Here is a 19,989-nt window from a genome sequence, read left to right as displayed (position 1 = left end):
AAGTTAGACCGAATCCGTAAAAAGTTAGACCGAAAATCCAGAGTTAGACCGAAACGAGGAAAAGTTAGACCGAACCATGAAAAAGTTAGACCGAACCCGCGAAAAGTTAGACCGAAAAACAGGAGTTAGACCGAAGCGAGAAAAAGTTAGACCGAACCCGCGAAAAGTTAGACCGAAAATCCAGAGTTAGACCGAAGCGAGAATAAGTTAGGCCGAACCGTGAAAAAGTTAGACCGAACCCGCGAAAAGTTAGACCGAAAAACAGGAGTTAGACCGAATTCCAGCTAACCTAAACTTTCTATGAAATGCGGTGATACAGATAGGATTTTTCAAAGAAAAATCCTTCCATCTCAATCCAAAAAAGGAAGAACTTTCCCTTTGAGCACAACTGGGAAAGTTCTTTCCACTCCCATTAAAAGCGGGCAGGATTTTTCTCCTTAGCACCATAGAAAAATCCCTCCATCTCAATCCAAAAAAGGAAGAACTTTCCCCTTGAGCGCAACTGGGAAAGTTCTTTCCACTCCCATCAAAAGTGGGCAGGAATTTTTCTCCTTAGCACCATAGAAAAATCTTTCCATCTCAATCCAAAAAAGGAAGAACTTTCCCCTTGAGTGCAACCGGGAAAGTTCTTTCCACTCCCATTAAAAGCGGGCAGGATTTTTCCCCAGCTCCGAAGAAAAATCCTTCCATCTCAACCCAAAGAAGGAAGAACTTTCCCCTCAAGCGCAACCGGGAAAGTTCTTTCTCCATTTCCCGTCCATTTCGCATGCCTTTGAAACCTGCGTGATCCCTTGTCCCACTTGATTTTTTGGCATATAACGGAGACTCGTTTAATAAGATGTTACAAACTCACATACGGGGTTTCGAGGTGAGCGCGGCGGGCTTGAAACGAGTTTGAGCGTTTGTTTCCGTTTCCCTCCATACATTGTCTCATTTCGCATCTTCAGATTAACAGGAGGCGAGTGGTGTGCATGACTACATCAAAGAGCGTACGATCAAGATTGGAAAGCATATCGTGGAGACGAAGAAGACGGTTCGAGTCATCGCCAAAGAATTCGGTGTGTCGAAGAGCACGGTCCATAAAGACCTGACGGAGCGACTGCCGAATATCAATCCGGAACTCGCGAATGAAGTAAAAAATGTGCTCGATTATCACAAACAAATCCGTCATTTGCGCGGGGGAGAGGCGACACGACTGAAGTATCAGAAAGACGCCGAAAGTGAGCACAACGAACAGGCCGTCCAAAACTGAATCCCCGAATGCTTCCCTACCCTATCTGCAGTCAACACACCCATGTTCCTCGGCGGGGGAACCTCACATAAATGAAACCGAAAGAAACCCTGTTTTCGCCAACGACTGATTGTTACAAAAAAATAAGTCGGAGTCCGCCTTGATCACTAGAAAGGAAGTGCGTGCAGGCTAAGTGAAACAGTCAGCAAATTACCGATATCGAAAAATGAACAAACAAGGAATGCGGGCTCATCCCAAGCGCTGAGCCCGTCATTCTTTTCTCAGCATTGCTTTGCCAACGAAAGGATTATTCGTTTTTGCGAGGCTCCGTCTTACCCGCGCCAAGCTAGCCGCCAAAGCGTCATTGTTGCAAATGGTCATGGCAGCGCCAAGTTTTTTCCGAAAATCGTTTTTCCAATTTAACGATCATTCACTTGTCTGAGCGGGGTTCCCGCACTGCCCGCGATCAGAGCCCTTTTCCTAAAGCTATGTTTAAATTTATTATTGTTTGTCTTACCAAAAGGAAATGTACGAGACGCCTGCGGGAACAGTGAGCCACGAGACCCCGCAGATTCCAGCCTGTCCGAGGAGACGCGCGGCGTCTGCGGTAAGCCCTTGATCGGTGCGAAATTGTTTCAGAAAGGTTTTTATTACGCCAAGTTTTTTCCGAAAATCGCTTTTCCAATTTAACGATCATTCACTTGTCTGAGCAGGTTCCCGCACTGCCCGCAACCGCAGCCCTTTTCCTTCGGCGTTTTCCCAATACCATACATAGCAAAAAATCCGACTTTATTTGACAAAAAGATAACAATATGTATTTTTTTCGACTGCTTCCATGTGTCAAGGTTTTTATGCTAAAATGAAATAATGAATGATAATTGTCCTAGGTCGTTTACCTAGCAAGCTGCAGGGAGGATAATGGAGTGTTTTCAAGAGACATTGGAATAGATCTCGGAACCGCGAACGTACTGATTTATGTGAAAGGACAAGGGATTGTCCTAAATGAACCGTCCGTTATTGCTTTGGACACGGATACGAAACAAATGCTGGCTGTTGGCGAAGAAGCAAGGCGAATGGTCGGCAGAACGCCTGGCAACATCGTTGCGATCCGGCCGCTTCGCGACGGCGTAATCGCTGACTTTGAAATCACTGAAATGATGTTGACACATTTTATCAATAAAATAAATGTGAAAGGCTTCTTGAAGAAACCGAGAATCCTGATCTGCACACCGACGCATATTACTTCTGTTGAACAGAAAGCGATTCGTCAGGCTGCCGAACGCAGCGGTGGCAAGGAAGTCTACCTCGAAGAAGAGCCGAAAGTGGCTGCTGTCGGCGCAGGTATGGACATCTTCCAGCCAAGCGGCAATATGGTAATTGACATTGGCGGCGGAACGACGGATATTGCGGTTCTGTCAATGGGCGATATTGTCACCTCCCAGTCCATCAAGCTTGCTGGCGATAAATTCGACCGTGAAATTTTAAATTATATCAAAAAGAAATATAAATTGCTGATTGGTGAACGGACTGCCGAACAGATTAAAATCCAGGTCGGCACGGTCTTCAAAAATGCCCGCGACGAAAGCATGGATATTCGTGGTCGCGATATGGTGACCGGTCTGCCGAAAACGCAGACGGTTCACTCGAACGAGATTGAAGAAGCGCTCGCTGATTCTGTGGCACAGCTCGTGCGTGCAGCAAAAAATGTGCTCGAACAAACGCCGCCTGAACTCTCCGCGGACATCATTGACCGCGGTGTTATCATCACCGGCGGCGGGGCGCAGCTCCACGGCATTGACCAGCTGCTTGCCAGCGAATTGAAAGTGCCGGTTGTTGTTGCGGAAAACCCAATGACCTGTGTGGTTGAGGGTGCCGGCAAAATGCTCGAACACTTGGATAAGTTGCCGAAGCGCAAAGCGAATTAATCGCTTTTTGCGCTTTTGCGCTATATAACGGAAAATATTTACCATTTTTGAAAAAGAAAGGCGGGTGACTTCCTGATGATAAGCGGATTATACACAGCAGCTTCCGGCATGATTGCCGAGCAGCGCCGCCAGGAAATTTTATCAAATAACCTGAACAATATGGATACGCCAGGCTATAAGCAGGACAATACGAAGCTGCGCGCGTTTCCGGAAATGTTGATGCAGCGGATCGGCGGCGATACACCTGTAGCCAATATCGGCGACTTGCCGACTGGCGTGTACGCTGAGGAAACGGTCCCCGACTTTTCTCAAGGCACGCTGACGGATACCGGCAAGAAAACGGACGTTGCGCTTGTGACCAATCAGCTGCCGGTCAATCCGACAACCGGTGCTCAGGAAGGCGCCTTGCTTTTCAGCGTGCAAACACCCGCGGGAGCGGTTCGCTATACTCGAGACGGGCATTTTACGCTCAACGCGGCGGGCCAGCTGACCGATGACGCCGGTGATAAAGTGCTGGATACGAATGGCAATCCTATTCGGGTCAATTCGGAAGATATTCAGGTTGCGAGCGACGGGACAATCACCAATAGCGCGAGCGGTGCCCAGCTCGGACAGATAGGTGTCAGCTATGCGGCCAACACGAATCAGCTCGTGAAAGAGGGCGGCGGTCTGTACCGGCTGCAGAACGGGACGCTACCGTCAGCCACCGGCCAGGCAAATGTCGCCTATCAACTGAAGCAAGGCTCGCTGGAAGGCTCCAATGTGTCGCCCGATGAAACGATGACCGACATGATGGGCGCTTATCGCTCGTTTGAAGCCAATCAGAAAGTGCTGCTGATTCTCGACAACACATTGGACAAGGCTGTCAATCAAGTCGGTCGCATTAACTAACAGCTGACAGCTTGAGCGGTAAAAAATATATATGAGTTTGTGTGAAAAATTTAGCGAATGGGCCCCGGTACTGCCCGCGGCAAGCGAGCAGCCGGAGCGCAATTGTTGAAATTGGCTTAGCTAAACTTTCCAGAATCAAACCGAACAGCGCAATTAATCTCGCAAAAAGCAGGTGAATCCCATGCAGCAGCAGATGCTTGATACAGCGGTCACACTTGGCCAGATTCAGCAGCAGCTATCGACTGTCGCCAATAACATCGCCAATGTAGACACAACAGGCTATAAAAGTCGCAGTGCCAATTTCAGCGACTTGCTCGTGCAGTCACTCAACAATATAACGCCGGGCGACGATAAATTAGATCAAGCGAATCGACTGACACCAAACGGCATTCGCCTCGGATCCGGAGCGAAGGTCGGCGACACGCAGCTGGACACGTCAGCGGGCGCGCTGCAGCAAACCGGAAATCCGCTTGATTTAGCGCTGACCAATGATCAACAATATTTTACGGTCAGTCTCAATGGAGCGACTGCCTATACGCGCGCCGGAAATTTTAACACCGAGCCGGCCGGCGGCAATCGCTTGCGTCTGCTGACCAAAAGCGGGCAAGCAGTACTCGGCGCCAATGGCCAGCCAATGACGCTGCCCGCCGGTTACAGCGATGTGCAAATTAGCAGTGCCGGCGATGTGACTGCCGTCATGCCCAGCGGCGCGCGCGTGAATGCCGGCCGTCTCGGCATCGTCCAGATCAACCGACCGCAGCTTCTGAAAAGCCAAGGCGATAGCTTGTTTACACTGCCGAATCTTGGCAGCCTCGGGATTGGTCTGAACCAGGTCGTGCAGCCGGCCAATGCAGCGAATGGTTCGGTCGCTCAAGGAAAGCTCGAAGGATCAAACGTTGATTTGACCGATGAGATGACCAATCTAATCAATCTGGAGCGCAATTACCAGATGAATGCCCGGTCGATTTCAATGAGCGATCAGATGTCCGGGCTCGTCAACGGATTGTTGCACTGATTGAAGCGAATAGCTGAGAAAAAAGAGAGGCATACTGCTCAAATGGAAAAGCCAGGCCGCTGCGTGGCTTGATCGAGCGGACTTGTTTCTCTCAATTTGAACAGACAGAAGGGAGCGAGCGGCCGCGCATTGCCGGCCGCGAAATCTATGCTGACGATTGATGAAATAAAAAAAATATTGCCCCACCGCTACCCATTTTTGCTCGTGGATCGCGTGCTCGAAGTTGAAGATGGCGTTCGAGCAGTAGGAATTAAAAATGTATCGGCGAACGAGCCCTTTTTCCAAGGCCACTTTCCTGATTACCCGATTATGCCAGGTGTCCTGATTGTTGAGGCGTTGGCCCAGGTGGCCGGAATTGCCGTCCTACATGCCGGTCAAAAGGACAATATGTTGACGCTCTACGCCGGCATCGACAAATGCCGGTTCAAAGATCAGGTACGCCCCGGCGACCAGCTGCGCCTCGAATCGGAAATCGTCCGATTCCGTGCCGGCTTTGCCAAAGCCAAAGGCACCGCCTCAGTAGACGGCCAAGTCGTCTGCGAGGCCGAAATGATGTTCGCCCTCAAAGCAGCAGAATAATAGAACTGAGACGATCGGCATGATGCCGATCGCTTCTTTTTTTAAGCTTTTATCTGACTTTATCTCAAATACGGGGACGATCGGCGTTACGCCGATCGCTTCATATTATCAAGCTCAATCTATATTTTTCGTACTTGCATTCAATCGTTACAAGCCAGTGTCCAATAACCCCAAGCGACTCGCCAATTAGATCAAAAATTTAGCGCTCTTTCCGAATTTCACTTGGAAAGAGCGCTAAATTGCGGCCTCATTTCTGAATTTATGCCGCATCGATCACGCGCACCAAAACAGAGCGTCACTTTTCGATACTATGCGCGGCGCGGGCCCATTCTTTGGCGAATCCGCGGTAGGGTTCCACTTTTTTGGCCACAGTCAAGAGGCGCCGCATCAGCTCGGGTTCGCCTGCTTCCTTTGCTGCGGCAAGCAACGAGGCGAGCAATTGGGCCAGTTTGCTCCTCAGATTTTGCGCCAGCTCGAGGCCCCATGCGCTGCGGAATCCGCTGAACCAATTCGGCTGATAATCCGCCAGAAAATCGAGAAAAAGGTCGCAGCGCTCAGGAAGCGGCGCGGAGGACCAGAGCAGCTGATCGATCGCGTCCAGATAATCGGCGAGGTCGCAGCGTCCGTCGGCATTTAGCCCGATCGAGTCACGCGTGATCAGCAGCACATCCTTGAGCTCTGGCGCATCTTGCGTGGAAAATTGCTGGTTCAGATGGCTCAGCTGCACGCGCAGCTGATTGCGCGCCTGTTCCAAGTCGGCCTCTGGATAGAAAGCATCGATCAGGCTGTCGCGCTTGACCGCGCCATCGTTCATGATCAGATAAAGCAAAATCTCGCGGGCGCAACGCTGGGTCCATTTGCCGTCAACTTCAAGACCATTCCAAGAAACCGCGGATTTTTCCTGCATTAGCGACAGGCTCAGCTTCCGGCTACGGATAGCGCGCGGGAGACTGACTTTGTTCATGATGGCTCGCAAGAAGGCTGAAGTTTCGCTCCGCATCGTCAGTGCAGCGGGAAAAAGGTTGCCGCCAAGAAATTGGTTAATTCGCTGAGCGACGCGATTCGGCCGTTCCAGCTGAACAAAGTAAGAAGAATCTGGAATGACCATCAGTTGGCTGATCGGCGCGTAATGGCTGAGTAGCATCGCCAGCGTCGTTGGAAAAGTTGGATCATACTCGCCTTGCAGAAACAGCACTGGCTGCTGCAGACTCTGGAGGAGCTGGACGATCGCCTCACCTGGCGTGTGATAGCGTGCGATCAGATCAAGCAGCGGCTCAGTTAAGGCACGATTGTTGACGTGGCGCAGCGCCTGAAGCAGTGTTCGCGCGTTGCTGAGCGTCAGCGAATGCAAGCCATCAATCAGCAACTTTTTCTCATAGAGTTCCCGGTCAACAGCAAGCAATTGCGCACTAGACGCGATATCACGCGCGTAATCACTGTTTCCAATGGAAAAAGGAAAAGCGATCAGCGTTAGTGATTGAACAGCCGCTGGATACGACAAGGCAAATTGCATCGCAAGATAAGAGCCGAATCGGTGACCAACCAGATCAATTTTTTCAAGATGCAGATAATCGATTAAATCCTTAAGTTGACGGACACAAGCGCTTACAGCCAAAGGATCGCTAGCATTCGGATGCAACCCATGTCCGGGCAGATCGTAGACAAGCCAGCCGAACGCCGGATCGAGCCGCGACAACATTTTCCGCCAGACCGTGTGATCCTGGCCTAACCCATGAAGACACACGAGCGTCGGATGCCCGGGTAACCCTTGAAGATACGTATAATGTATGGTCATCGAATCCGTGCGAATATAGGTCACGCATGAAGCCCCCATTTAATAGCGATAAAAAAAACTCCGTCATAGGATGCCGCTCTGCATCTGCGCCAGCCATTCGTCGCAATAGCCATCGTACGGCTCGATCAGATGTGCGCGCTGCAAGATGCTCAGGAGTAGATCCCGCTTGCCACTTTTCTGCAAAACGGGAATCAGCTGCTGGAGAACCAGCCCCATATCACGTTCGATCTCATGAATCATCACGTCGATCCATTCCCCATGAAAACTAGAGAAGCAAGCAGGATCATAGATGGCTAATAATCCGGAAAAATCAGTCGCCTGTTGATGCACAGAATGTTTTTCCGACAAGAGCCGAGTCAGTTTCTGCCTGAAATCCAGTAAATCGTTCTCAGGCTTTGCGCGAAGGATCAGGCGCTCGTCATCAACAAGCAAAATACCGCTTGCCGACGGATCGGCGCAGGAATCGAAAATTTTATTCAAATGACTAATACGCACCCGCAAATGATTGTGCGCTTGCGCCGGCGTCATATCCGGCAGGAAGGTTCGGATTAACGTTTCGCGGCGCGCAATCCCGTGATGCAACATCAGATACAGCAGCAGTTCCTTTGCACAGCGCTGATTCCATTTCCCAATAATTTCATGTCCGTTCCAACGCACAGCAAAAGGCTGCAGGACATGCATCGTCAGCAGGCGCTTCTGGTGCTCTTTCTGATCGAGTTCATAGTGGATCTGTTGCCGAAACGTCAAAATCGCCCGTTGATAAGGACGGTCGATCGCGATTGGCTGAAAGATGCCGGCAAGAAACTTGATCATCAGCTCCGCTGTCTGATTCGGCGCGTCAAGACTCGGATAATGCGCCGCGTGGCTAATCGGGAACCAGCGGCACTCAGGGATGCAGGCGGCGAATAAGGCGCTCATTCGCTGCGGGATCAGCCGGTCATGGATGCCATGGAGGACAAGCGCCGGCTGCTTGAGCTCGGAAAGCGCATCAGCGAAATTAAAACGTGCCGGACTGTAGGTGCTGAGCAGCCAATCCAGTTCCGCTTGAATGCACGCCGGCGCCAGTCGCCGGAACGCGCGCCGGAAATCACTGCGATAGTCGCCGGGACTTTCCTCGAACAAATCCGCCTCCGCTTTCTCCAGCAAGAGCTCCGGGTCCAATTGAGCAAGCTGTTTCAGTAATTGAAACGATTGGCCAAAGTCCTGCTCCGGAAGAAAAAAAACAGATGAAATCAAAGCCACCGAAAGCACGCGATTCGGATACTGCCGCGCCATCTCGAAAGCGAGCGCACTGCCGAGTCCGCAGCCAGCAAGGTGTACTTTCTTTAAACCGAGCGCGTCCATCAGGCTGAGCATTTCACTTAGAAAGCCTTGAAGCGATCGCGTATCGGACGGATTGCCACTTTGCCCATGGCCCCCGCGGTCATAAACAATCCAGTTCACCGATTGACCGAAACGCGGCAGCAGCCGGGACCAGATCGTGCTGTCGGTCATCATCCCGTGAATTAGCAGGAGCGTCGGTCGGTTCGGCACAAATTCAGAGGCCTTGTAATGTAGGACATAATCAGTCACTGGAATAAATCCCAAGATGCTTCCCCCTTAAAATCGCTAGAACATGAGAGATGAAACGATGCTGTAATGGCCGGTTTGCTATCATTCATATATCAAAGAGACAACAGATAGAAGAGTTGTGAAAGGGGTATCGGCATGAATAAATATATTTTCTATCTTCGTCCGCCGATCCGCCGACACGGTTCGCTTGTTTATTTCAGCGTATTCGCCGCGCCCACTCTGCAGCACGCAGCTCGGGCCTTCGCAGACTATGCGCACGCCGCGTATTGCGGCTTTCTTCAATTAGCGAAGCACAAATCAGAAGTTTATTTCACGCAAGGTCAAGGGGACAAAGCAGTTGAACTTGTCTATGTTGTGATCGAAGAAATCAGTACCCGCGCCCGCCAGCCATGAATGCCAATGGCTGGCACGCCTAGTGTCTAAGACATAGGAGAAAGTGAATAGAAACCCTCACATCTATTGAGGTTAAGCATTTCCACGCGCTCTGTCCATGAAAATAGTTAGACAACATTCGAACCCCTTCGACAATATTTTCGCAACACCGCCACGATTTTTTCAAAGGATCGACCAGATCAAGCGAATGCTGTTGAAAAACTGAGAAAAAGGAATGCAAAAAATAAATAGAGCTTAGGTCACACCCCCAATGCTATGCCTCATCTAAAAAGCTAGAAAGAATCCCCGAAAAGGTAGAACGAAGGCAACAAAAGTTAGGTTAAATCTCAGAAGCTAGATACCCTCTCAAAAACGCTTGTTGAAAAAATTCAATCGGACCGTTCCGCGGTCGCGGAACGACCATTTTCCTAAAGTCGCACCGAATCCGAAGAGAGTCGCACCTAAATCAAGCAAAGTCGCACCAAATTTTGAGAGTCGCACCGAATCGAGCAAAAGTCGCACCGAATTCCGAGAAAGTCGCACCTAAATCAAGCAAAGTCGCACCGAATTTTGAGAGTCGCACCGAATTGAGCAAAAGTAGCACCAAATTCCGAAAAAGTCGTACCTAAATCAAGCAAAGTCGCACCGAATTTTGAGAGTCGCACCAAATTCCGAAAAAGTCGCACCTAAATTAAGAAAAACCGCTCCGAACCATGCCAATCTCGCACCGATCCAAGGAGCAACCCCGAATCGCTCTTATCAACTCAATTCCAACCCAAAATTTTCCCCAATCTCCAGAACGCACCCGTTAATCAAACGTTTGTTTAAACCGTCTGTTCCCCTTTTCCACATGATTGTAGAATCGGATCTTGACGAATCATGCTGGAAAATGGTAAGTCTAAGAAAGTACGAAGTTTGGCGAAGCGATGCGAATATGAACATAGAGCTCACCAACCAAGCTCGAATCACGAACACGATCCACCCCCGCTTAATCATCAAGCGGGCCAATCAGTCAAAACATCGATCGAAGCATCACACCACAAACGAAAAGAGGGAAAGCGATGAATTGGGATTATGTCATCAAAAACGGAACGCTCGTGACCCCATCCGAAAGCTATAAAGCCCACATTTATATCAAGGATGGCAAAATTGCCGCGATCAGCGACCAGGATCTCGGCGGGACTGCCACCCGCGAAACCGACGCCGAGGGCCGGTACATCCTGCCCGGCCTGATTGACGTCCATGTCCATTCCCGCGACCCAGGCCCGACCTATAAGGAAGACTTTTTCACCTCGACCCAGGCCGCGGCGGCAGGCGGGATCACAACGATTTTTGACATGCCAAACACGACCCCGCCGACGCGCAACGTGGCCACGTTCAAGGCACAGGCAACGAACCTGGCCAGCAAAGCGCATGTGGACTTCGGCATCTGGGGCATCTGCCTCGGCCACCTCAACGCGGAAGATATTCCCGAACTGCGGGAAGCGGGCGTGATCGGCTTCAAATATTTCTGGGGCTATGCGATCAATAAGGAAACGTTCCAGCTCAGCTACAATTACCAACCTGGCATGAATGAAGCGGTGATCGCACCGTTTTCCGACGGCGAAGTCTATGAAATCTTCCAAAACGTCGCCAAAACCGGCGGTGTGCTGGCGATTCACGGTGAGGACAGCAGCTTGATTCAGACGCTGACCGGCCAGGTTCAGAAGACAGGTCGCAAGGATTACGAAGCGCTGCTCGAGGGGCGGCCGAACCTCGCTGAAGAAGTCACCGTACAGATGGGACTCTCCTTCAGCCGCGCGTCCGGCGCTAATTTGCATGTACTTCACGTGACCACCGCCGAGGCTGTCGCACGGATCCGCCAGGCGAAGGCGGAGGGGGCGCCGGTTAGCGCAGAAACGTGCCCGCATTATCTGTTCCTCAGCAACAAAGACTATCCGCAGGTCGGCCCGGTGATGAAAATTTATCCACCGATTAAATATGAAAAAGATCAGCAGCAGCTTTGGCAGGCGATCAACGACGGCACGATCACGATCCTTTCATCGGATCATGCGCCGCATACGCCTGAAGAAAAAGACGGTGATCTCTGGTCGATTCCCGCCGGCATGCCAGGGACGGAAACGATGGCGCCGCTGATGCTGAACGCCGTCAATGAAGGTCGGCTCAGTCTGAATAAACTGGCCGCGCTGCTATCGGAAAATCCGGCCAAGCGCTTCGGCATTTATCCGCAAAAAGGATCGCTAGAAATCGGCACCGATGCCGATTTGACGATCGTCGATATGGACAAAGAGGGACAGATCGAAGCATCGCGACTGCACAGCAAGAGCAAGATCACCGCCTATGACGGTTGGAAAATCAAAGGGCTTCCGGTCGAGACCATCGTCCGCGGCGAAACCGTGATGAAAGACGGCGAAATCGTCCATGCGCCATTCGGCGAGCTCGTTCGCCCGAACAAATAAATAATTTTTCATCTATATATATAGATAAAGCGGACAACACTTACGCGTTGTCCGCTTTATCGATCGCACGACGGGTTTCAGTAATCAGCCGATCCACCGCCGCTTGTGGTCGGTTAACGATTCGTTGCACAAGCTGCTGCTGTTCGGGAGTTAGACTCTGCCATTGTGCCTGCCGCTTTTCCATATGAGCCTGATGCAAGGCCGCAAAGAAACTCGATGAAAAGGACGCGCGTGCGTTCATGAGATCAGCTCCCCAAGAAGACTGCCTGGACGCAGCGCGCATTCATAGACCGGAACAGCGTGGACGAGCCGGCGCAAAAGCGCGAGCACCTGCTTCGTTTCCGCCGCCGCGTGTGGCCAGTAGGAGACGTGGTCCAAGAGTCGCAACAGAACAACCGAACGACCGGCCTTCATCCGTTGATTCTGAAAAGCAGGCTGAATGAAATTGAGGCTCGCTACAGGAGTACCCGAGGCAAGCAACTGACGCTGTTCGCCGAAAGCAGACCACTGGAAAACTTCAAGCCCGTCCGCCGTCAATTTAATCGGCAGAAAATCTGGCTCATCGTTTGGCCCGCCAATCGATAAATGTACCGGACCCACATCATCGTTTGTAACGGATGCGCGCACGAGCAGGCCCCAGCCACGTTTCATGATCAACGTTCCGTAGAGCGTGATAAACGCTTGACGCAAGGCTGTCGGATCCGTCAGGAAAAGATCAGCCGATCGCCCGTCTGCACCAAGTGTAAAATAAAAAAATTCCGCGTCAAAATAGGATTTACTTAGCCTATTCGATGTGATAGAATCTGATGTGACAAGAGGCGTGACATAGTCGCTATGCAGATGCACGGACCAATCAACGGATTGCTTCGGACGCGCTTTTTCGGATCGAAACACGTGTGTCAATCGGTTCATTAAGAGAATGGAATCGGTGCGAATCGCGAGAATATGTTCACCAAATTGTGTGTAGACCTGATGCATCTTATCGTCTCCTTAATTGATGCTATCCGCGAGCGGCAGTCTGCAGTGCCAGCTGCAGACTTCGTCGCCTGTTCACGGACGCTGCCTGTGCATAAAGAGGAGCAAGTTTCACTATCGATGAAGAGCGCGTTGCCAGACGCGCTTTTGTTATACCAAAAGATAATCGAATAAGTGCAATTTAGGCTTCATGAAGTACATCGTTCGAATGTGGTTCTTCAGACCCACTCCCTTCCAATTAGCCGGTTTCAGGTAATTAAAAAATTCCTTGTTAGAATAATGCTAGTGTAAGCGCATCCCCATTACACAATCATTACAAAAATACGAATTTGAAAAAATAAATTCCCAAAAAGTGATCAATGTCACATACATATCCGTGAAAAAAGAATCAAACAATTCAAAAGTACAAACTATGTCCGGTTGCCTAGAAATAGAGTCTATGAAGGATCGAACAACGATATGAATCATTTTCGGGGTCGAAATGCAATTGTAAACGAAATGAAAACTATCTGTAACGAATGTCACCAAGGCTCCAAAAATAGCCTATTGTATTGCGACCCTGTGACATTTTTCCCATAACTTCCTCTTTCCAAAGGCAAGTTATGTGCTATAATGCAAATAGCTTGACGAGCTGATTTTGTCGATATTTATCGTACAAACAGTTGTTAAGATAGTGTATAATTATCTAATCTTATAGATGATCGCTCTTTTTTCTAGCTAAAAAAGCAATTCATCCAGAGAAGATTGAGAGGGAATACAATGAAAATTGCGGTCATAGGAACCGGTTATGTCGGGCTGGTTACCGGTGTTGCGCTATCCGAAGTAGGCCATACAGTGACCTGTATTGATGTGGATCCGGAAAAAGTCGAGAAGCTGTCTCACGGAATCCCGACAATCTATGAACCTGGCTTGGAAGAATTAATCAAGAAGAATATTGGACAAGGTCGTTTATTCTTTACTTCTGAGCATCGCACAGGTTTGAAAGAGGCTAGCGTGATCTATATCGCTGTGGGTACGCCGCAACGCAAAGATGGATCGGCTAACTTGGATTATGTTGAACACGCGGCTCTTGATATCGCGGCAAATATCGATCGTGACACAATTATTGTCATTAAGAGCACGGTTCCTGTGGGAACGAATTTTCATATTAAAAACCTTATCAATAAAAATACGAAGAACGGCATTCGAGTGAAAATCGCCTCCAACCCGGAATTTCTTCGCGAAGGTTCAGCAGTTAAAGATACCTTCCATGGTGATCGGATTGTCATTGGTTCAGAAGATCGGGAAACCGCTGATGTTTTGGCCGAAGTGAACAAGCCATTCGAGATGCCGATTATAAAAACGGATATTTCCAGTGCCGAGATGATAAAATACGCGTCCAACGCGTTTCTTGCAACAAAAATCAGCTTTATTAATGAAATCGCTAATATTTGCGAGTCACTTGGCGCAAATGTCGAAGAAGTTGCAAAGGGAATGGGACTTGACCATCGCATTGGTCCCGATTTTCTCAAAGCCGGCATCGGATACGGCGGATCGTGCTTCCCGAAAGACACCAATGCACTGGTTCAGCTTGCCGGAAATGCTAATCATGAATTTAATTTATTGAAATCTGTTATCGAAGTGAACAACAAGCAGCAAATACTTCTGCTTGATAAAATAATGACACGGTTCGGCGACATTAGTGGAAAAAGAGTTGCTGTTCTCGGTCTTGCTTTTAAGCCCAACACGGATGATTTACGCGAATCACCCGCTTTAGTTATGATCCCGAAACTTGCGGCGCTTGGTGCAAATGTGATCGCCTACGACCCGATAGCTGTCTCAAATGCGAAACGTCAATTAGGCACTGAGATTGAATACACGGAGGATCTTCATTCAGCTCTAAATAATGCTGATTTTACGGTGATAATTACAGATTGGCCGGATGTGAAAAAAATAGGCCTGACTGTATTCAATAAATTAATGAAAACGGCAATTGTATTCGACGGCCGAAACTGCTTTGATTTGTCTGACGTAAGACAGTCAGAAATTGAATACTATTCAGTTGGTAGACCAGATCAGGCGCCAGAATTAATCTACTGATTTTGTTGCAAATGAAGGGAAGCTATCCTAATGAAAAAAGTGAGAAAAGCAGTTATTCCAGCTGCAGGTCTAGGCACACGATTTTTGCCGGCTACAAAGGCATTACCGAAAGAAATGCTGCCAATTGTCAACAAACCGACGATTCAATATATTGTTGAAGAGGCCGTTCAAGCTGGAATTGAAGATATTATTATTGTCACCGGCAAAGGGAAACGCGCCATCGAAGATCATTTCGATATTGCTTACGAGTTGGAACAGAATTTAATTCAGAAGAATAAACTTGATCTGCTTGAGAAGGTTCGTGAACCGTCCAAGATTGATATTCATTATATTCGCCAAAAATCGCCGCAAGGGTTGGGTCATGCCGTTTGGTGCGCTCGCAAATTTATCGGGGATGAACCATTCGCCGTGCTGCTTGGCGATGATATCGTTCAGGCAGAGAAGCCGTGCATTCAGCAGCTTGCTGAACAATACGAAAAAACTGGTTGCTCGGTGCTTGGCGTGAAAGAAGTTCCAGTAAATCAGACACAGCGTTACGGTATCATTGATCCAAAATCACAGGACGGTCGGTTGTATAATGTCAGCCGCTTCGTGGAAAAACCGAAAGAAAATCCGCCATCGAATTTGGCAATTATTGGCCGTTATGTGCTGACACCGGAAATCTTTGAATTTCTTGATAAAAAGGAAATCGGTGCAGGCGGCGAAATTCAGCTAACCGACGCGATTCAGAAACTTAACGAACTTCAAGGTGTCTACGCTTATCAATTCGAAGGCAAACGATTTGATGTTGGTGAGACACTCGGATTTGTTCTGACCAATATCGAAATGGCGTTGCAGGATAAAGACATTCAGAAAGACGTACTCAAGGGTATTGAAAAAATTCTTCATGACAATAAACTGTTATTAAAGTGATGGAGGACAACATCATGGCTATGCCTAAATCAGAAATCGATGCACATTATTTGGAACGGGCGGGACGCCCAAATGTCACAAAAGCACATGTGGGCGACAGCACCACCTATTTATTCTTTAAAAGGGCACTGGATCTGTTTGGGGCAGTTGTTGGCCTTGTATTAAGCTCACCTTTGTTTTTAATTATTTCCTTGCTATATCTGTTTGGTGGCAATAAGGGTCCGATATTTTTCAAGCAGAAAAGAACGGGACAGTATGGTGAAATTTTTTACATCTATAAATTTCGCTCAATGGTTGTTAATGCAGAAGAGCAACTGAAATCTAATAAACTTCTGTACAAGAAGTATTTAGATAATAGTTATAAATTAGAGCCAGAGGAAGATCCGCGAATTACAAAAATTGGCTGTTTTCTCAGAAAAACCAGTTTGGATGAGCTGCCGCAATTTATTAATGTTTTAAAAGGCGAGATGAGCCTTGTTGGACCAAGACCTGTTGTTTCCGAAGAATTAAAAGAATATGGTGATCAAGTTGATAAATTTCTTTCAGCAAAGCCAGGTTTAACGGGATATTGGCAGGCATGCGGGCGCAGTGAAATTGAATATCCGGAAAGATGTAATGTAGAACTTTATTATGTGGACAATAAATCATTTTTATTTGATATCAAATTAATTATTAAAACATTTATTGCAGTAATAATGAAAAAGGGTGCTTATTAAGTTAATAAACACCAATTTTCTATTTTATATTTGGTGGTTAATAATAATGAAAATTGCTATTGTTCATGAGTGGTTTGTATCTCATGCAGGATCGGAAAAAGTTGTTGAACAAATATTGAAAGTTTTTCCTGAAGCTGATCTCTTTGCAGTAATAGATTTTTTGCCTGAGGATAAGAGAGATTTTATATTAAACAAATCGGTTAATACAACATTTATACAAAAGCTACCCTTTGCAAAGAAAAAATATCGTAATTATTTACCATTAATGCCATTTGCTATAGAACAATTAGATTTATCGGATTATGACATAATTTTTTCAAGTTCCCATGCTGTAGCAAAGGGAGTAATAACAGGCCCTGATCAACTGCATATTTCCTATGTACATTCTCCAATACGTTATGCATGGGATCTTCAAAATCAATATCTTAAAGAATCTGGACTAACAAGAGGCTTTAAGAGCTTCTTGGTTCGTTTGATTCTACATAACATAAGAATTTGGGACGTTAGGACAGCGAATGGCGTCGACTATTTTATAGCAAATTCAAATTTTATTAAAAGGCGAATATGGAAGGTGTATCGAAGAAAAGCAGAGGTTATATATCCGCCAGTGGATGTTAATAATTTTAAATATCAAAAGAAAAAATCAGATTATTATTTAACAGCATCACGCATGGTTCCTTATAAGAAAATAGATGTAATTGTTGATGCTTTTACTAATATGCCAGACAAAAAGCTGGTTGTTATTGGTGACGGTCCAGATTTTAATAAAATAAAGAAAAAGGCAGGAAACTATAGCAACATTCAGCTATTAGGTTACCAAAGTTTCGATGTTTTGAGAGAGTATATGGCGAACGCAAGAGCTTTTGTTTTTGCAGCGGAAGAAGACTTCGGAATAATTCCTGTGGAAGCACAGGCCTGTGGTACACCTGTTATTGCATATGGAAAAGGTGGGGCGTTAGAAACAGTCAGGAGTAATAACATAGAGGAACCCACGGGGTTATTTTTTAATCAGCAAACAGTTGAATCTATAACAAAAGCAATTGAAGATTTCGAAGAAAATATAGATGTTTATTTACCTGAATATTGTCGAAAAAATGCAATGAAATTTTCCGAAACAATATTTCGAAAAAAAATAAAAACATATGTTGACATGTGTTACAAGGAAAAAGAAATGTTATCTAATCATTAATATAATATTTGTGGAAGGAATGATGTATTTGTTTTTTGGAATGCTTTGGGCATTAACTATTTTTGCGATGCTTGGCTGGTACATAAGCTTATATTATAAAAAGCAATTAATAACAGTTCTGTCAACTTCAGTTTTTATGCAAATATGTATTCCACTTGTATTGATGTATCCATTTGTTTTTTCAGATAAAAATGTTTCAGCAACAGGTTTGAAAAATTATTATATGTATTTGCAACATGTTAATTATGCTTTTTTAATTTGTTTAATTGGAATTGTCTTTTTCTTCTTAGGTTCATTCTTATGTTCGAGATTAAAAAGAAAATCCAAAATAATAAATATTAAAAATCAATATAGATTCATTAATTTCATTACAGAATTGCTCGTCAAAAATGCAAACAAGATAACATTTTCAATTTTTTTTGTTGCTTTATTAATTCTATTTATAATAATGCTTAAAATTGGATATTTTCAAAATATATTTAATGTAAGAACTTTTAGCATGAGTCAGACAGGTTATCGTCCTCTATCTAACTTTTTTTATTCCATTTGTTCTGTCATGATCACCCTACTTCTTGTTTCATTGTATATTAAAAAATCAAAATTATTATTTTTATATTTAGTTATTTGTCTACTTTTTTCATTAACAAGCGGAACAAGAGGGGCAGTATTGCACAGTTTGCTTATTATTATCTTTGTCTACTTTACAGTAAATCAAAGAAAAATCAATAAAAATAAGCTTATTCAGTTTGGAACGTTGGGAATTATCTTATTATTAATGGCGGTTTATCTAGGAAATTTAAGAAACAAACAATATAATCCAGTTTTTGTATTAAATAATTTGTCTGAGTCATTGTTTTACGGAAATAATTTCTCTGATTTACGAGACTTTTCATGGGTAATGGCTTATTGGAACGGCTCGTTGTTATACGGAAAAACAATGCTTGCAGGTATGCTGTCATTTATTCCCAGTGCCATCTCAGATTTTAGATCACATTGGAATATAGGTGTATTTACGGCCACAACAGTAGGTTTTGATCCACGTGTTCACCCTGGACTAAGAACAGGCATCTTTGGAGAGTCTTACTTTAACTTTGGAATATTAGGTGTTTCAATATTTGGATTTATATATGGATACATAATAACGTATATTGATACCTTTGTTCAAAATTACATCAATAGTAATGGGCGAGAAAAAAAAGATATAATATTTGCTGTGGCAACAGGTTATATAATTGCTGGCTTAATGATAAATATAATGATAACAGCCGGTTTTTTTCAAATATACGTCTATATTTTTGTCTTATTTTGCTATTATTTTTACAATTATTTAACAAAAATATTTATTTCTAAATTTGGAGTAAATCATGAATAGACCAGAGGTAGCCGTAATTTTAGTTAATTGGAATAACCATAAAGATACTGTAGAATGTTTAGATAGCTTTAGTGATCTTTCTTATAAGAATTTTAAAGTATACCTTGTAGATAATAAATCAACAGACAACAGCGTAAATTTGATTAATGAACATATAGCTTCTAAAAAATATACATTTACAATTGATTTTATTATGACGGAAAAAAATTTGGGGTTTGCAGGTGGAAATAATGTGGCACTTAGGAAGGCCTATAATTCGGGTTCAAAATACTTTTGGTTGCTAAACAATGACACTATAACTACTCCCAATTCTTTGACCAATTTGGTCAATTGTATGGAAAAAAATGAAAAAATTGGTATTGTTGGATCGAAAATCTATTATAATAATTCTGATATAATTTGGTTTGTGGGAGGAACCTTTGATCCAAGTACAGGTAGAACACGACATATAAGTTTTAAGCACAAAGATTCTGGACAATATAAAACACCCTTTGAAGTTAATTATATAAGTGGCTGTAGCATGATGATAAGAAGAGAAGTAATTAGAGACATAGGTTTTATGAGCGAGGATTTCTTCCTATACTATGAAGAAGTTGATTATAATATTAAGGCAGAAAAATATAACTGGAAAATAGTTGTTGAACCAAACTCTGTAATTTATCATAAGGTGTCCATTTCCTCAGGAGGAGAAAAAAATTTAGCTCCTTATGTAGCATACTATGATTTGCGTAATGGTTTCTGGGTTTGCAAGCGTAATTTCAAAGGATTGCATTTTAAAGCATTTGTATATTTATTGTTGAAAACATTTAAGAAGATACTGCGAATTTATTCGGAAAACCAGGACAGGAAATTTGTAAGATTAAAGTATATTATTAAAGGTGTAAATGAAGCGCTATTTACAAAGTGA

General features: G+C 45.4%; 18 protein-coding genes. 13 read left to right on the top strand and 5 right to left on the bottom strand.

What is annotated here, in order from left to right; all coding sequences use genetic code 11:
• Window positions 1–579: 579 nt before the first annotated feature.
• A complete protein-coding gene (locus JOC27_RS06130; RefSeq protein ID WP_205006125.1) occupies window positions 580–750 on the bottom strand; it encodes a hypothetical protein in 171 nt (56 codons plus the stop codon).
• A gap of 217 nt (window positions 751–967) precedes the next feature.
• Here JOC27_RS06130 and spoIIID point away from each other — a divergent pair, with 217 nt between their 5' ends.
• The 5 genes from spoIIID to fabZ all read left to right on the top strand — a co-directional run bounded on the left by spoIIID (window position 968) and on the right by fabZ (window position 5,641).
• Window positions 968–1,252, top strand: coding sequence for a sporulation transcriptional regulator SpoIIID (spoIIID, locus tag JOC27_RS06125; RefSeq protein ID WP_205006124.1), 285 nt, complete (start codon window positions 968–970; stop codon window positions 1,250–1,252).
• A 902-nt stretch (window positions 1,253–2,154) separates the two neighbouring features.
• Window positions 2,155–3,156, top strand: coding sequence for a rod shape-determining protein MreB (mreB, locus tag JOC27_RS06120; protein WP_205006123.1), 1,002 nt, complete (start codon window positions 2,155–2,157; stop codon window positions 3,154–3,156).
• A 75-nt stretch (window positions 3,157–3,231) separates the two neighbouring features.
• Window positions 3,232–4,047 carry a flagellar hook-basal body protein gene (locus tag JOC27_RS06115; protein WP_205006122.1) on the top strand — a complete coding sequence of 272 codons (816 nt, stop codon included), beginning with the start codon at window positions 3,232–3,234 and terminating at the stop codon, window positions 4,045–4,047.
• Window positions 4,048–4,228: 181 nt separating this feature from the next.
• Window positions 4,229–5,062, top strand: a complete 834-nt coding sequence (locus JOC27_RS06110; RefSeq protein ID WP_205006121.1) for a flagellar hook-basal body protein — start codon at window positions 4,229–4,231, stop codon at window positions 5,060–5,062.
• 147 nt (window positions 5,063–5,209) lie between these two features.
• Entirely contained in the window at window positions 5,210–5,641 is a 432-nt protein-coding gene (gene fabZ, locus JOC27_RS06105; RefSeq protein WP_205006137.1) for a 3-hydroxyacyl-ACP dehydratase FabZ, read from the top strand.
• A gap of 295 nt (window positions 5,642–5,936) precedes the next feature.
• Here fabZ and JOC27_RS06100 read toward each other — a convergent pair whose 3' ends face one another.
• Together JOC27_RS06100 and JOC27_RS06095 are read right to left on the bottom strand one after the other, a co-directional pair.
• Window positions 5,937–7,460: an alpha/beta fold hydrolase gene (locus JOC27_RS06100; RefSeq protein ID WP_205006120.1), complete on the bottom strand. Its 1,524-nt coding sequence runs from the start codon at window positions 7,458–7,460 to the stop codon at window positions 5,937–5,939.
• Between the two features lie 39 nt (window positions 7,461–7,499).
• On the bottom strand, window positions 7,500–9,023 hold the full coding sequence (locus JOC27_RS06095) for an alpha/beta fold hydrolase (protein ID WP_205006119.1): 1,524 nt from the start codon (window positions 9,021–9,023) through the stop codon (window positions 7,500–7,502).
• A 120-nt stretch (window positions 9,024–9,143) separates the two neighbouring features.
• Between JOC27_RS06095 and JOC27_RS06090 the strand changes: the two genes are divergently transcribed.
• On the top strand, window positions 9,144–9,401 hold the full coding sequence (locus JOC27_RS06090; RefSeq protein ID WP_205006118.1) for a hypothetical protein: 258 nt from the start codon (window positions 9,144–9,146) through the stop codon (window positions 9,399–9,401).
• Between the two features lie 1,040 nt (window positions 9,402–10,441).
• Window positions 10,442–11,839 carry an allantoinase AllB gene (gene allB / locus JOC27_RS06085; protein ID WP_205006117.1) on the top strand — a complete coding sequence of 466 codons (1,398 nt, stop codon included), beginning with the start codon at window positions 10,442–10,444 and terminating at the stop codon, window positions 11,837–11,839.
• A 40-nt stretch (window positions 11,840–11,879) separates the two neighbouring features.
• Here allB and JOC27_RS06080 read toward each other — a convergent pair whose 3' ends face one another.
• A complete protein-coding gene (locus JOC27_RS06080) occupies window positions 11,880–12,080 on the bottom strand; it encodes a hypothetical protein (RefSeq protein ID WP_205006116.1) in 201 nt (66 codons plus the stop codon).
• A complete protein-coding gene (locus JOC27_RS06075) occupies window positions 12,077–12,817 on the bottom strand; it encodes a hypothetical protein (protein ID WP_205006115.1) in 741 nt (246 codons plus the stop codon). Before JOC27_RS06075 ends, JOC27_RS06080 begins: the two co-directional genes overlap by 4 nt.
• 756 nt (window positions 12,818–13,573) lie before the next feature.
• On the opposite strand from JOC27_RS06075, the gene JOC27_RS06070 reads away from it, so the two are divergent.
• From JOC27_RS06070 to JOC27_RS06045, 6 genes are read left to right on the top strand one after another with little or no spacing between them, the layout of a single operon-like run.
• A complete protein-coding gene (locus JOC27_RS06070; protein WP_205006114.1) occupies window positions 13,574–14,893 on the top strand; it encodes a UDP-glucose dehydrogenase family protein in 1,320 nt (439 codons plus the stop codon).
• A gap of 30 nt (window positions 14,894–14,923) precedes the next feature.
• The gene (gene galU, locus JOC27_RS06065) at window positions 14,924–15,805 is read left to right on the top strand and encodes a UTP--glucose-1-phosphate uridylyltransferase GalU (RefSeq protein WP_205006113.1); all 882 of its coding nucleotides are present in this window, start codon (window positions 14,924–14,926) and stop codon (window positions 15,803–15,805) included.
• Between the two features lie 14 nt (window positions 15,806–15,819).
• Window positions 15,820–16,521, top strand: a complete 702-nt coding sequence (locus JOC27_RS06060) for a sugar transferase (protein ID WP_205006112.1) — start codon at window positions 15,820–15,822, stop codon at window positions 16,519–16,521.
• Window positions 16,522–16,567: 46 nt separating this feature from the next.
• A complete protein-coding gene (locus JOC27_RS06055; RefSeq protein ID WP_205006111.1) occupies window positions 16,568–17,710 on the top strand; it encodes a glycosyltransferase family 4 protein in 1,143 nt (380 codons plus the stop codon).
• A gap of 28 nt (window positions 17,711–17,738) precedes the next feature.
• Entirely contained in the window at window positions 17,739–19,082 is a 1,344-nt protein-coding gene (locus tag JOC27_RS06050) for an O-antigen polymerase (protein WP_205006110.1), read from the top strand.
• The gene (locus JOC27_RS06045) at window positions 19,075–19,989 is read left to right on the top strand and encodes a glycosyltransferase family 2 protein (RefSeq protein ID WP_205006109.1); all 915 of its coding nucleotides are present in this window, start codon (window positions 19,075–19,077) and stop codon (window positions 19,987–19,989) included. The genes JOC27_RS06050 and JOC27_RS06045 overlap by 8 nt, the downstream gene beginning before the upstream one ends.

Origin of the sequence: Sporolactobacillus spathodeae, assembly GCF_016908935.1 — a bacterium.
GTDB classification, from domain to species: Bacteria; Bacillota; Bacilli; order Bacillales; family Sporolactobacillaceae; genus Sporolactobacillus; species Sporolactobacillus spathodeae.
Note: the sequence above shows the minus strand (reverse complement) of the source record. Positions and strands in the feature narration are given on the sequence as shown.